Source organism: Methanolobus mangrovi (assembly GCF_031312535.1).
GTDB lineage: Archaea > Halobacteriota > Methanosarcinia > Methanosarcinales > Methanosarcinaceae > Methanolobus > Methanolobus mangrovi.
On the sequence record NZ_CP133594.1, the window covers coordinates 947157 to 961362 of the forward strand.

At 41.8% G+C, this 14206-nt stretch carries 11 protein-coding genes; 5 read left to right on the forward strand and 6 right to left on the reverse strand.

The genetic code is table 11. From position 1 onward, the window contains the following. Positions 1 to 110: 110 nt before the first annotated feature. The gene (pheT, locus tag RE476_RS04570; protein WP_309309223.1) at positions 111 to 1733 is read right to left on the reverse strand and encodes a phenylalanine--tRNA ligase subunit beta; all 1623 of its coding nucleotides are present in this window, start codon (positions 1731 to 1733) and stop codon (positions 111 to 113) included. 128 nt (positions 1734 to 1861) lie between these two features. Then, a complete protein-coding gene (locus RE476_RS04575; protein WP_309309224.1) occupies positions 1862 to 2773 on the reverse strand; it encodes a UbiA family prenyltransferase in 912 nt (303 codons plus the stop codon). A gap of 281 nt (positions 2774 to 3054) precedes the next feature. Here RE476_RS04575 and RE476_RS04580 point away from each other — a divergent pair, with 281 nt between their 5' ends. From RE476_RS04580 to rnhB, 3 genes are all read left to right on the forward strand, one after another. Further along, a complete protein-coding gene (locus tag RE476_RS04580; RefSeq protein WP_309309225.1) occupies positions 3055 to 5244 on the forward strand; it encodes a type II/IV secretion system ATPase subunit in 2190 nt (729 codons plus the stop codon). A gap of 16 nt (positions 5245 to 5260) precedes the next feature. Then, a complete protein-coding gene (locus RE476_RS04585) occupies positions 5261 to 7444 on the forward strand; it encodes a type II secretion system F family protein (protein ID WP_309309226.1) in 2184 nt (727 codons plus the stop codon). Between the two features lie 68 nt (positions 7445 to 7512). After that, a complete protein-coding gene (gene rnhB, locus RE476_RS04590; RefSeq protein WP_309309555.1) occupies positions 7513 to 8169 on the forward strand; it encodes a ribonuclease HII in 657 nt (218 codons plus the stop codon). 31 nt (positions 8170 to 8200) lie between these two features. On the opposite strand, the gene purQ is transcribed toward rnhB, so the two are convergent. The 3 genes from purQ to RE476_RS04605 form a co-directional block, all read right to left on the reverse strand. Beyond that, entirely contained in the window at positions 8201 to 8896 is a 696-nt protein-coding gene (purQ, locus tag RE476_RS04595) for a phosphoribosylformylglycinamidine synthase subunit PurQ (RefSeq protein ID WP_309309227.1), read from the reverse strand. Continuing rightward, positions 8893 to 9144 (reverse strand): phosphoribosylformylglycinamidine synthase subunit PurS, encoded by a 252-nt coding sequence (purS, locus tag RE476_RS04600; RefSeq protein ID WP_309309228.1) that lies wholly within the window; start codon positions 9142 to 9144, stop codon positions 8893 to 8895. Before purS ends, purQ begins: the two co-directional genes overlap by 4 nt. A 106-nt stretch (positions 9145 to 9250) precedes the next feature. Then, positions 9251 to 9775 (reverse strand): CDP-alcohol phosphatidyltransferase family protein, encoded by a 525-nt coding sequence (locus RE476_RS04605; RefSeq protein ID WP_309309229.1) that lies wholly within the window; start codon positions 9773 to 9775, stop codon positions 9251 to 9253. A gap of 332 nt (positions 9776 to 10107) precedes the next feature. On the opposite strand from RE476_RS04605, the gene RE476_RS04610 reads away from it, so the two are divergent. Both RE476_RS04610 and RE476_RS04615 read left to right on the forward strand, forming a co-directional pair. Then, positions 10108 to 10494 carry a hypothetical protein gene (locus tag RE476_RS04610; RefSeq protein ID WP_309309230.1) on the forward strand — a complete coding sequence of 129 codons (387 nt, stop codon included), beginning with the start codon at positions 10108 to 10110 and terminating at the stop codon, positions 10492 to 10494. Positions 10495 to 10672: 178 nt separating this feature from the next. Next, entirely contained in the window at positions 10673 to 12856 is a 2184-nt protein-coding gene (locus tag RE476_RS04615) for a diphthine--ammonia ligase (RefSeq protein ID WP_309309231.1), read from the forward strand. A 7-nt stretch (positions 12857 to 12863) separates the two neighbouring features. On the opposite strand, the gene RE476_RS04620 is transcribed toward RE476_RS04615, so the two are convergent. After that, positions 12864 to 14198: a phenylacetate--CoA ligase family protein gene (locus RE476_RS04620; protein ID WP_309309232.1), complete on the reverse strand. Its 1335-nt coding sequence runs from the start codon at positions 14196 to 14198 to the stop codon at positions 12864 to 12866. Between the last annotated feature and the right edge of the window lie 8 nt (positions 14199 to 14206).

A 14206-nucleotide genomic window follows, 5' to 3' on the forward strand; every position in this document is an offset into this window, starting at 1 on the left:
ATTATGAAACAGGCCTTTTGTAGCAGGAATCAACAAAACACGATCAAAAATACAAAAAAATGCAACCAAAATAGTCAGTAAATCAAAATTAAAAAAGAAAATGACAGACCTCACTGGTCCATCAGATTGATCTCAAATCCAACAATAGGCTGTCCAAGTCCGAAGTTGACTATTACCTGAGGGAACAGTTCCCCCATAACACCTATCTTCTTGCCGTCAACGATAATGTCGGCCCTCCTGCCTTCCATGAAAGCAGAATCATCTGATTCAGCGATTTCATATTCTACCAGACGTTCACGCATCAGGGCATCCACCAGTTCCCTTACTTCAGTAAAATTGGCCTGTGCATGAATGGATACAGCCCCCAGATGCAGGCCGTTCTTGCCATCAATTACAACATCCCCAGCCTCGAATATACGTTGTGGCAGTTCCCTGTGCTGGTTCATGGAAAGGATCTCCACAAGGTTTGGCAATATGGTTGTCCTGACCATAGTCTGGTCCTCGCTTATTGGATGCAGAACGTATGTCACATCATCTGTCCTGTCCCTGCACATCCAGTCAAAGTGCACCTTCTCGCTTGTAAGAGTGAATGGCATAACCTGTGAATAACCAAGTCCGGTCATTATTTCGCGCATATCGGAACTTATATCGGATATCCTGTGGGATTTACCCACAGTTGCATTCATCGGGAATACGGCAGGTATCTTATCAAAACCATATCCGACTGCTATATCCTCAATGATGTCAGAATTATCCAGAATATCAGCACGATAACGAGGAACCATGACCTCAATCCGACCATCCTCAAGTTCCTTTGCTCCAAATCCCATCCTATTAAGCTGTTTTATTATCTCGGCAACCGGAAGTTCCATACCAATAAGGCCATCTATCTCGGACCTGCTCAGTGCCTTCACCATTGGACTAAGGTCCAGTGGAATTGATTCTGTGCCATCGGCATTTACCACTTTCACATACTCTATCTGGCCGCCACGCTCTGCAAGTGCTGTTGTCACAATATTAAGCGCAGTGTAGACCTCATTGCTCAGACCGGTAACATCCACCAGAAGGTCAGTGGTCTCTTCTGTGACCATTGTAAGAGTGCCGTTAATAATTGGCGGGAACGAAAGAACATTATCGTTAGCATCAATGATCAGAGGATACTTGTCAAAACCATCAAGTATATGTGCGAAACGCGTGCCTTTTGGATGCTTTTCAAGTATCTCCTTCATAGTCATTGGTTCTGTGAAGTCAAGAGGAACAAAACTGTACTCAGGGTCTGCTGCAATATAGCGGAAAGGCGCTTGAACCTTTGAAAGGTCATGAACACCTATGGACACCTTTTTACGGTCACGTCCAAGTCCCCAGTGAAGGGATTCCTGAAGGTCCATAAGGGTCTTTATGGAACTGGAACTAAAGGTAACACCTCTGACAATGGCACAGCCAAATATCGGGCGTACAGAATCAATGTCCTTGTCCTTTGTAATTTCAACAGTGTATGGTTTTACTTCATACTCACAAAAACCGGTTTCAATATCCAGAAAACCACGTAGTGCACGTGCCACACCTTCTACACTATAAAGATCCGGGCGGTCGGGGAAGAACTCAATATCTATAGATTCATCTTCTATGCGCTCGATATCTGCGCCTATCATAGGCACGCGCTTAATTATAGTATCCTTGTCTGTTCCTGTCAATACTTCAAGGTCATTATATGGTAAGGTTATAATCGGCATCGGGTTTTCCTCTTTCCTTCCCTGGTTACTTCTATCTGTAATCTAGCAGAACATATCCAGCTTTACATTTAATGTTTTTGTTTATATTGCAAATTAAAGAGACAACCTACCGAATTCAAATTTATTCCTCAGAACATGATATTGAGCATAGAAATGGATCTTCCCGCAAAGATAAGCAGTGCCCACATAATAGGTTCGCATGCCGCAAAGACGTATGAAGAATAATTTTTCCTTGATTTTACCACTTTATCAATATACGTGACAGCATAGTAGAACATTGGCATAATGGCCAGCGTAAAGAACGGAAGCAAGCCCTGAATAACGCACACAAGGACAAAGAGTATCGATACGAAATTGATCAAACGCAAAATGAGAAGGTATTTTCTTTCCCCAAATAAAGCAGGAATTGTCAAAAGACCAGCTGCAATATCCCCTTCCACATCCCTTACATCAAAAAGTATCTGGATATTCACCATCCTGATGAAGATAAAAAGTGCAAGCATAAGTGCACCATAGGTTATGGGAAGCGAATAATACACAAACAGGAACAATGCCAGGAAGGACCATACCATGGAAACAAAAATATTCTTAAATGCAGGTATCTTTTTTGTGAGCTTCTTAAAATGACTGCCGTAAAGAAGACCAAGTACCAGAATGCTCAGACCGATCAGGGTTGTAATGGTATTTGCAAAGATGAGAAGCGCCAAAAACAGAATAACAGATACTATGAAAACTATACATTTGCTCCTACTTTTGCATTGAAGATACCGGGCTCGTCCCTCATTTGTCAGCTCATCTGAAGACGCGCCTGCTGAATAATCATACAAATATATCGCGTAGAACAAAAGATAAGATACAAACAGAATATCCAGACTTACCGGAATCATAAATACAGTAGCACAGGCCATTATTACAGATACAGAACCCGTTGCGAACAGATGGCCGCCAAAGATAATTTCTTTCCATACCAGACCCATAAACTTTACAATATAGTTATTGTATTCGGACCCAAAACCAATTGAATGTACATTAAAACTCATGCATACTAATAAATTTGTACATGCATGTTAAAATAATGAATATATTTATACATTTATACTGTTTTTTATGTACATCTAGTATATACATATGAACATACAAAGTTCAGGGCAATATTAAGAATAAAAGCGGATAACACGGTTTGGATTTAATTCCCGGGTAAAAATATACATCCAGACAATACCTTTAATAACCATTATAAATATAATATCTGTACAATATATATGTGCATTTGACTCTCACAATTTCATAATAATCAATTTACGCATCAAATGGTGAAACAATGGCCGATGCCCAATTAAATGCTCCTGAAAATAACCATTCTAAAAGTGGCAGTAAAAATGATAATTTAAAGGAACTATCAGATGAAGAGGTGCTACAAAATGAAAATTCATCGATAGAACAAAACGGGGAAAGGGATGAAGGTATGCAGGATAATGGATTACTTGAGAATGAAGCATCTGACGACGAAATAGATGGTCTGGATATTCTAAAAGAAATATCAAAAATAAAGGAAGATGAAGATAAATTCGAAAAGGATTTTGCACATATCCTTGACAAAAAAGAAAATGACCCGGATCCTGAAGAAGATCAAGATCAGGATGAATCAAATGATGATGATTCAAAAGTAGAGGAACAAGGCGAGGAGGAAGAAATAGGAATATTACTTCCAAGATCACCTAATTTCGGACCTCCAAAAAGTATAAAGCATGATCTGAAAAAGGAAATTCTAATATCCTTAGAGGATGAGGAAGACGAAATTCCTGAGCTGCTCACAAAAGAAGAAGAAGAAAAAATAAAGAGTTCCACACCTTCTGAAGATGAGTCAAAAACAGACATCACGTTAGAAGAAGAAAATCCTGAAACTACTGAAGAAAAGCAAGGTGAGAAAGAAGAAAAACTGGGCTTTATTGACAAAATAAGAACTCTTTTCAAAAGAACTGAAATAGAAATAGAGCCATATGATGCTGAAATACATGGTCCCATTACGGAATTTAAGGGTGTTGAGGGCTATCAGGAAATTGAGCGTTACTGGGTAAATGAGCCATATGCATTCATAGTTATATTATACGATGAAGACAAAAATAACCACCTCTACTACATTGTTGAACCGGAACTAACTGAATTTGAACATACGTTCCTTCTTGAAATAAAAGACAGGCTGCGAGATGTACTGCTTGTAGAAGATATCGATGATGCCGATGAGGACAAGGAAGCCGTCCTTGAATCAAAGATCAGGTCGATCATACAGGACTATACTATAGAGATAACACCCCCGATGCTTGAAAAGATCTCATACTACATTAAGAGGGATTTTGTCAGGTTCGGAAAGATAGATGCCCTGATGAAAGATGATTCAATAGAGGATGTATCAGGCAACGGTCACGATGTACCTATTTTCCTTTATCACAGAGCGCATCAGAACATTGCAACAAATGTTGTTTATGAAGAGGATGAACTCAACTCTTTCATTATACAGATGGCACAGAGAAGTGGAAAGCACATATCTGTTGCAGAGCCAATGATCGATGCCACCATGCCCGACGGGTCAAGGATACAGATGACACTCGGTACAAGCGTAACTGCACACGGCAGTACCTTTACCATACGTAAATTCAGTGACACACCTATCACACCTGTGGACCTTGTCAAATGGGGTACATTCTCATCAGAATCAATGGCATACCTGTGGCTGTGTATTGAGAACAACAAGAGTCTTATCTACGCCGGAGGTACTGCATCCGGTAAGACATCCTCCCTTAACGCTGTTTCATTGTTCATCCCTGAAAAAGCCAAGGTCATTACCCTTGAAGATACAAGAGAACTCAAACTTCCACATCCAAACTGGATACCAAGTATCACAAGGGATTCATTCACAGCAGATGAACGAGGTGCGGTTGATATGTATGACCTGTTGAAAGCTGCACTGAGACAAAGACCGGAATTCCTGCTTGTGGGTGAAGTAAGAGGTAAGGAAGCTCTCACGCTTTTCCAGGCAATGTCCACCGGACACACGACATTCTCCACCATGCACGCTGACTCTGTAGCGTCTGCAATTCACAGACTTGAAAATCCACCGATCAGTGTCCCACGTACCATGATACAGGCACTTGATATCATGAGTATACAGTCCCAGACATATACCCAGGGTAAACGTGTAAGAAGAAATATCAAACTGGTAGAGATCATTGACATCGATCCGAATACAAGGAACATCAGGACAAATGATATCTTTGTCTGGGATTCTGAATCTGACATGTTCATCCGCACAGGTGAATCAAAAGCCCTTTTCGACATAAAAATGAGACGTGGATGGGGACAGGGAAGGATCGACCAGGAATTATATTATCGCCAGAAAATCCTTGAACACATGGTTAGCAATGATGTTACTGACTTCCAGGAAATATCGGACATCATAAATGCTTACCAGTCAACACCGGAAAAGGTCCTGAGGAAATTGAAGCTAGCGTAATTACTGGTGTGATACTGTGACAGAAATCAAAGAAACTTCTGAGGATCTGATCGTAAATGATCAGACCGATACTATTTCAACAGAGTCGCCAGACCTTCAGGAGCCGGAAGAGAACAGGACTGGTACAAGCCAGAAATCAAAGTCAAAGAGACCTAAAAAGAAATTTGATATTGACCATCATACTAAAAAAGCAACTATTTATGTCAATATACTAAAAAGAATTCCTTTTGTACTGATAGGTGACAGGATAAAAGCCAGAAAAGCAAATTATCAGAACCTTCAGAAACAGTTGAATCAGGCACGCATACCCATCTCACATGAGATGTACATTTCAAATGCCATATTCTACTCCATAATTGCAGGAATAGTCGGCGCTCTTGTAGGCCTTTTCCTGACATACACTGTTATTGTATTGGTAGGGTTACCGGATCAGCTAACAAATATAACATTCAGCTCCCGAATGGCTGCACTTCTTGAGTATAAGGAGATATTCCTGTCATTTTTCATAACCATAGTATTCATGCTGGGAATGGGTGGAGTTGTCTATGCACTGTTCATGATATTCCCCGGTTTCCAGGCAAGTGAAAGAAAATCGAAGATAGACATGCAGCTTCCCTATGCTGTCACCTTTATGTACGCATTGAGCAAGGGCGGAATGAATATCATAGATATCTTCAGAGCCATTGCAAGTGCCGAGGATACATACGGAGAAGTCTCAAAAGAAGTAGACTCCATCGTCAGGGATATGGATTATTTTGGTCATGACCTGAGAACAGCGCTTTCCAGCGCTTCAGAGATCACGCCATCGGACAGATTCCAGGACCTTATATACAATCTCCTGACAGTCATTGACAGTGGTGGAAATATTCCTAATTATTTCCGCGATAAGTCTGAACAATATCTGATAAAAGCAGAGGTTGACCAGAAAGGGTTCCTTGAAACACTGGGACTTCTGGCTGAATCATATGTTACTGCTTTTGTAGCTGGGCCCCTTTTTATAATCATCATGGGTGTCATGATGGCTGTTATGGGTTCAGGAACAACGACTATGGTATCTGCCATCATCTACGCAGTCCTTCCTGTAGGTTCATTGATGTTTGTGGTGATGATCAGTATCATCACACCTACCGAAATGGGAGAACCTAAATTGCTCCCAACCAATGAAACACTGGATCACGGAATACCGGATATTCCCAAAAACCTGGAGCAGACATATGATGAGAACGATGAACTCATTGATGAAAGTGAAGAAAAGGTCCGTGAAAGAAAGTACTTTGAGGGCTTCATTAAATCAAAGAAATCGCTTGCATTTAGGAACATATTGAACAATCCGCTTGCACCGATGTATCAAAATCCACTGGCTACACTTGCAGTGACAATACCTCTTGCATTGCTTGTAATTCTCGTCCCACTGTTCATGAATATGAACATTGCTCGCAACCCCATAATGCTCATTGATTTCATTGATGATAAATTGGTCCTGGCCTTATTCATAGTCATAGTACCACTTTCAATATTCCATGAACTGAAGGCCAGAAGGAAAAGGAAACTTGAGAGCAGTTTTCCGGATTTCCTAAAAAAACTTGCCAGTACCAACGAAACTGGTATGACCCTCAGGGATGCCATCAGACTTATGGCAAAGTCAGATACTGACTCATTAAGCAAAGAGATCAAGAAAATATGGCACGATATCTTCTGGGGACTTGAGATAAACGACGGACTGATCAGGTTTGCCAACCGTTTGAGAACACAGGTGGTCACAAGATCCCTTTCACTCATAACAAAAGCTAACGAGTCCAGTGGAGATATCGGAGAAGTACTCATGGTAGCTGCCAGAGATGCATCTTCAGAACAGGGAATGAAAAGAGAGCGTGGTATGAGCATGATGATCTATATTGTCATCATTTACATATCGTTCATGGTCTTTGTTGGTGTCATATACGTTATCTCAACGACATTCCTTACAGAAATGGCAGAAGCAGGACAACAGATGGCATCATCCGGTTCAACGGCTGGGGGATTCCTCGGAAACTTTGACCTTGAATACTACACCCGTCTTTTCAAGCATGCATCCATACTACAGGGACTCAGTTCAGGACTTATGGCAGGTGCAATGGGTGAAGGTAGCGTACTGTCAGGACTTAAGCACTCTACAATTATGATAGCCATAGGGTATACGATATTCACATTATTCATCTGAACCCTTTGGCAAATCCTTTTTTTATGATTACCGGCATTGATATCGATAGTGGAACTCAGGAAGATATCATGAAGATAGCTGGAATAGATGAAGCCGGGAAAGGACCGGTCATTGGACCTATGTGTGTCGGAGGAGTGCTGCTGGACGAGGCAAAAACAAACACACTGAAGAATCTTGGTGTTGCAGACTCAAAAAAGATAAGTCCTAAAAAGAGACCACAGCTTGCCGGACAGATAGAAAAATACTCGGAAAAGATATTTGTTCTTGAGATATCAGCCAGTCAGATCGATGAGCTTCGAAAACTCATGAGTATGAACGACATTATGGTCGTTGCTTTTTCAAAGGTCCTTGGGCAGTTACATCCTGAAAAAGCCTACGTTGATGCAGCCGACGTGAATGAGGAAAGATTCGGGAAAAGGCTTCTTGAAGAGTACGGAAAGAGCTACCCCGAAAAAGCCGCAGAGCTATCCATTATCTCCAAGCATCGGGCCGATGCTACATATCCTGTTGTTTCTGCTGCGTCAATTGTAGCCAAAGTACGTAGGGATGCATTAATAGAAGAACTCAAAGAGGATTTTGGCGTGGATTTTGGCAGTGGCTATCCTTCAGACCCTAAAACAAAACAATTTCTTGCAGACTGGTATAAGGAGCATAGAGAGCTACCGGATTTTGTAAGACATTCCTGGAAAACTGCAGAGAATGTTATGAAACAAGAAAATGAATAAGGAAACTAAAAAGAAGAAAAAAGGAAAAGAATCATTTGTTGGAGATGAACTCCACCATTGATTCAAATATTTTTATTCCATCTTTTGAACCCAGAATTTCCTCGGATGCTCTCTCAGGGTGTGGCATCATACCAAGTACATTCTTTTTTGCACTTACGATACCGGCAATGTTTTCCTGTGAGCCATTGGGATTTACTTCATCAGTTATCTTGCCATCTTTGTCCGAATACCGGAATACTACCTGACCGTTGTCATCAAGCATTGAAAGTGTTGATTCATCTGCATAGAAGTTACCTTCCATGTGGGCAATAGGAATACTGACAACATCTCCTTTTTTGAACTTTGAAGTGAAAGGTGTGTCTGCGGTCTCAACCCTTAGGAACTTAGGTTCACACCTGAACTTAGGGTAGTTGTTGGTTGTGAGTGCACCTGCAAGAAGTCCGGATTCTGTGAGAACCTGGAAACCATTACAGATACCTATTACAGGTTTGCCTGATTCTGCAAGTTCCTTGACCGAGTTCATAATAGGAGTACGTGCAGCAATAGCACCAGCCCTGAGGTAATCACCGTATGAGAAACCTCCCGGGATGACTATTCCTTCAAAACGTTTCAGGTTTTCTTCCTTGTACCATACAAGTTCAGCGTCAACTCCGATAACATCCTTCAGGACATGCAACACGTCAAGGTCACAATTGCTGCCACCAAACTGTACAATACCTATACTCATTGCAATTCCCTCAAGGAAATGGAGTAATTATGGATTATCGGGTTGGCGATCAGTTTCTGGCACATTTCCTCTACTGTTTCCCTTGCAGCATGGATGTTCTCTGACTGGAGATCGATAGTGTACTTTTTAGCTGTTTTCACGCTCTCGGTTTCATATCCAAGGTGTTCAAGTGCCCTTTTGATGGTTGTACCTTCAGGGTCAAGCATACCGCTTTTAAGTTCAATGGTTACATCTGCTTGATATTGCATTTGGAATCCTCATCTCTCATTTGATGATATATATTATTATAAGATAAACTCAGGCATAAATAATAACGTCTGCTATTATAACCTTTGCATTGCAGATATAGTCTTCTCATGCAAGTGACCTTTTTGCATGAAGCAGCCGCTGAATCATTGTTATATGAGTAAGGATCACGATAATAACGATAGATTCTCCCAGATAACCACTCAAAGTCCCTGCCACAAGTATCATCATGCGCTCCGGTCTCTCAGCTATCCCTATATTCATGGCTGTTGCGCCTGCTGTTTCTGCCCTTGAGCGCACATAACTTACAAGATAGGAACCCATGATAGCAAATACGACCCAAAGCCACAGGGGAACTGAAAAGAGAGTTGTCTGTATGATATTTCCGGCAATAATCCCATAGATAATACCTACAAAAATAATAGCGTCAGCATAGCGGTCACATACTGAATCAAGAACTGCACCAAAAGCGGTCATGCAATCTTTTGCTCTTGCAACTGCACCGTCTATCATATCAAAAAAACCGCTAAAGAGTATGAGCAAGCCGCCTGCCAGGAGATCTCCTTTTGAAAATGCGACTGCAGCCCAGATACTAATTAGTAAACCTATAAGAGTAAGTGAATTTGGGGACAAGGGAATCCATTTTACTAACGGCAAGATAGATGCTCTGACAGTATTCTTTAATTCGTTGAACATGTAACTCCGATCCTGTGACTATTCTATGCCTTTTGCAAGTCTTTCTATTTCATATCTTGCATCCATTTATTAACCGGACAAATCGAAAAATAACATCTCATTATGATGATAATTATTAGATACTGTTGTGTAGAAAAGTATAAATATTGAATCGAGAAAACTGGAAATGTAGAACAAACACAATAGATTGTAAATTGATAGTACAATCTCATGATTTGCATAAATATCTGTGACCTTGTATTCTGCAAAAAACAAACAGAGGCAATGAAATGAAGACTGAGCGCAAAATTCTGGTATGCGAGAATGGAAAATTGGTACTCAAGAAGATATCACTGGAATACAAAGGTTCTAACGGTGAGACTGCATACCTCTTCGAGCCTGAAAAGAAGGTAGAGAACAAGACGGAAAGTATTTACGAACGTATCGAGAACAACTTTTTGCTCATAGGTCTTCTCAAAAAAGTAGATATGTCAAAACTCAGTGACGAGGAAGTTCAAAATCTTATGCTCAGAAAACACGAAAAGGAAGAAATGTTCCTCAGAAGTGGCAGAGCAAAAGGATACAGCCTTGGAGTGGACATCAATCCGGATGACATACTCAGATACTACATCTCCCTTACACCACAGGAACGTATTGCTCTGGAATGCAAACCCTGAGGACAACACATTTTACTTTTCATTATTTCTTCCCTTTTCTTTTTTTCTTTTCACTTCACTATGCCTTATTCGCTTTAGAGTGGTTCACAGGCTAATTACTTTATACTTAATATTACTCAAAGCCTTTATCAGACTGTAACGCTTTTCAGAAGTAAAAATAGTATTATTAACTGGAAATATGTGCTCAATTACAGGTTTTTTTAATAACGGCAATGCAATGGAACATACCTTGCAAGCTCTGGAAATAACAAAGAACAGAGGACTGGACGGTATAGGGGTTTGTACTGAGAGCGAACTTTACCGTGCAGAGAATATCAATTCCCTTGAACTTGACTCCAGTATCTCTGAGAAGAATGTTCTGGGACATCGACTTCACTCAATGGTCAATTTCGTGCTTCAGCCAATTGTTTATAATGGAAAGATCGTTGCGAACTGCGAGATATACAACTGGAAAGAACTCGCTGAAAAATATAGCCTTGAAGCAGAGAATGATACAGATCTACTGATAAAACTAATCGAGAAACAGTTATTTGATGCAGATAATAACTCAGGTTCCACATCTGACATTATGCAGACAATTGACGGGATATTACGCGAGGTCATAGGAGTATATGCGCTTGCATACTGGCTGGATGGTAATGTTTACCTCGCAAGGGATATCGTAGGTCTCAAACCACTCTGGTATAGTCTCTCCGATGGTTTCGCCTTTGCATCTGAAAAGAAAGCACTTGCAATATCCGGATATGCAGATATAAAGGAACTCAATCCCAGGGAAATGTTTGCCTACAACATCAAAACAGGCAGCCTGGAAAAATACAACCGGGAATTCTTTTCCATAACACCACTGCATGAAGGCAGCATCACAGAAGTAGAAGAACAGATGAGAAAACTACTGGAAAATGCTGTTTCCATACGCATGCCTGATGAAAAATTCGGCATTCTCTTTTCCGGCGGGCTGGATTCCACTATCATTGCATGTATGTGTAAAATGATGGGCAAAAAACCAGGAATTGATTTTACCTGTTACACCGCAGGCCTCTCCGAAGTACAGCTTCCTCCTGATGTGGAATACTCCCGGATGATGGCAGAAGAACTTGGACTTGACCTGAAGGTCAAAAGCATCGGACTGGATGAGGTTGAAACCTATCTCAAAGATGTGGTCCCGCTTGTTGAAGATACCAATGTACCAAAGGTTGGAGTTGCACTGACCATGTACGCAGCATGTGTAGCTGCAAAGGAAGATGGTATCAGGGTCATGTTCTCCGGATCAGGAGCCGATGAGGTATTTGCAGGCTATGACCGTCACAAGCGGTCCACCGACATAAGCAGGGATTGCTATGCAGATGTACTGAAGATATATGAGAAGAATACTTACCGTGATGATGTTGTTTCCATGAACAACAACATTGAGTTACGTGTACCATATCTTGACAAGAGATTCGTGGATTATTCTCTCAAGATTCCACCGGAATACAAGATCAATGACGAGCAGAACAAACTCATTTTACGTCTGCTTGCCGATGAACTTGGAATTCCTGCCCAGGTCAGCCAGCGTAAAAAACAGGCTGCTCAATATGGAAGTCGTTTTGACAAGGCCATCGGCAAACTCGCAAAGAAAGCCGGATGCAAGACAAAGACAGATTACCTGAAGCAATTCTACGACCAGCCAAACCTCAAATTAGGCGTGCTTTTCAGTTCAGGAAAGGACAGTAACTATGCCATGCACATAATGCAGCAGCAGAATTATTCCATCGAGTGCCTCATCACGATCAAGAGCCAGAACCTTGACTCATACATGTTCCACACTCCTAATATCGATCTTGCACGCCTTCAGGCAGAAGCCATGGGAATGCCACTAATTGAAGAGTTAACAATGGGCGAGAAAGAGAAGGAAATCGATGACATGAAGAATGCCATCATTCGTGCCAAAAATGAGTATGGGATTGAAGGAATCGTCACTGGTGCCCTGTATTCCAATTACCAGCGTGAGAGAATAGAAAAGGTATGTGACGAACTCGGTCTGAAGGCTTTCTCACCCCTTTGGCACATCGACCAGGAAAAAGAGATGTACCAACTTTTAGATATCGGCTTTGAGTTCATCTTCAGTAGTGTGGCCGCATACGGTCTTGACAAAAGCTGGGTAGGACGAATTATCGGAGAAAAGGACATCGAAAAACTTGTCAAACTCAATGAGAAAATCGGACTTAATGTCGCTGGCGAAGGCGGTGAGTTCGAAAGTTTTGTAACTGACGGACCGATGTATCACAAAAAAATAGAGATAAGGGAAATGGAAGTTATCGAGAGGGACGAATACACAGCAAAGGTAGTTATCACCAATGCAGTGCTCGTGGACAAGGAGTGATGTGACCTCACATCTCCCTGTTATCTATAACCCTCTTACTCTTCTTTTCACTACGTGGTAATGCTCCCACAGGAACGCATTCCACATCAACGCTTACGCCGATAAAATCATGGAAAGCCTTGTTCATCTGTTTTGACCTCAGCTTGTTATTTTCAGGATCATCGGCATTCTCTATCTCGACCCTGAAGAGCATACTATCCCTTCCGGATTCCCTTTCAAGGATTATCTGATACTCACTGCTCACACCTTCCACCCTCAGGATGACATCCTCTATCTGTCCGGGGTAAACATTCACGCCTTTGATCTTAATGCGGTCATCTGTACGACCAAGCAGGCGATCGATACGTGGAAAAGGACATCTACACTTACATGGATCAGGGAATATACGCGTCAGATCCCTCGTCCTGTAGCGTATGAGTGGTGCACCCTCTTTTGTAAGCGTGGTTATCACCAGCTCACCGAGTGTCCCATCCGGCAAAGTTTCTCCGGTTACAGGGTCTATGATCTCAAAGAGCAGGTGGTCCGACCAGTAATGAAGACCATCATGCAGCAAGCAGTCAAGAGCAATACCGGGACCATATATCTCGGTCAGACCAAAAATATCATAGGTATCTATTCCCAGTTCATTCTCGATCCGTGCCCTCATCTTCGGGCTCCAGCGTTCTGAGCCGATTATACCGACCTTCAGGTTAATTTTATCCTTTAGTCCCCTTTTTGTGATTTCTTCCGCAAGCAGGAGGGCATAGGAGGATGTACTTGCAAGTGCCGTTGACTTAAGGTCGAGCATCATCTGGAGCTGTTTCTCGGTATTTCCGGGCCCCATTGGAACGGCCATTGCACCAAGAAGTTCCGCACCTGCCTGGAATCCGATGCCTGCGGTCCATAAACCATACCCGGGGGTGATCTGTATCCTGTCGGTATTCGTGAGCCCTGCCATCTTATAGCAACGCATCATCATATCAGCCCATACTTCCACATCTTGCTTTGTGTATGGAATGATAACCGGGCTTCCGGTGGTTCCTGAAGACGAGTGTATCCTCACGATATCCTCGTCCGGCACAGCCTGAAGTCCCAGGGGATAGGCATCCCTGAGTTCCTCTTTTGTCGTTAAAGGTAATTTACTGATATCTTCAAGCGTTTTTACTTCATTGATATCCACGCCTGCTTCTGCAAACTTTTTCTGATAAAACGGACTGCCTTCTGTAACTCTTCTCAGAAGATCGATGAGACTTGAAGTTCTCTTTTCCACGGATATATCATAATCACAGAGATTCCTGTCCTCTGCAGTATTATTTTTATTCCCTGCAAACTCCCGGCTGTTGTTATCGTGACAATTACACATTCATCTCA

Bases quoted from the DNA above. Each gene is read 5' to 3' on its own strand.
- RE476_RS04620 (WP_309309232.1), bottom strand. From the start codon at position 14,198: ATGTGTAATTGTCACGATAACAACAGCCGGGAGTTTGCAGGGAATAAA.
- purS (WP_309309228.1), bottom strand. From the start codon at position 9,144: ATGCAATATCAAGCAGATGTAACCATTGAACTTAAAAGCGGTATGCTT.
- pheT (WP_309309223.1), bottom strand. From the start codon at position 1,733: ATGCCGATTATAACCTTACCATATAATGACCTTGAAGTATTGACAGGA.
- rnhB (WP_309309555.1), top strand. From the start codon at position 7,513: ATGAAGATAGCTGGAATAGATGAAGCCGGGAAAGGACCGGTCATTGGA.
- RE476_RS04615 (WP_309309231.1), top strand. From the start codon at position 10,673: ATGTGCTCAATTACAGGTTTTTTTAATAACGGCAATGCAATGGAACAT.
- RE476_RS04580 (WP_309309225.1), top strand. From the start codon at position 3,055: ATGGCCGATGCCCAATTAAATGCTCCTGAAAATAACCATTCTAAAAGT.
- RE476_RS04575 (WP_309309224.1), bottom strand. From the start codon at position 2,773: ATGAGTTTTAATGTACATTCAATTGGTTTTGGGTCCGAATACAATAAC.
- purQ (WP_309309227.1), bottom strand. From the start codon at position 8,896: ATGAGTATAGGTATTGTACAGTTTGGTGGCAGCAATTGTGACCTTGAC.
- RE476_RS04610 (WP_309309230.1), top strand. From the start codon at position 10,108: ATGAAGACTGAGCGCAAAATTCTGGTATGCGAGAATGGAAAATTGGTA.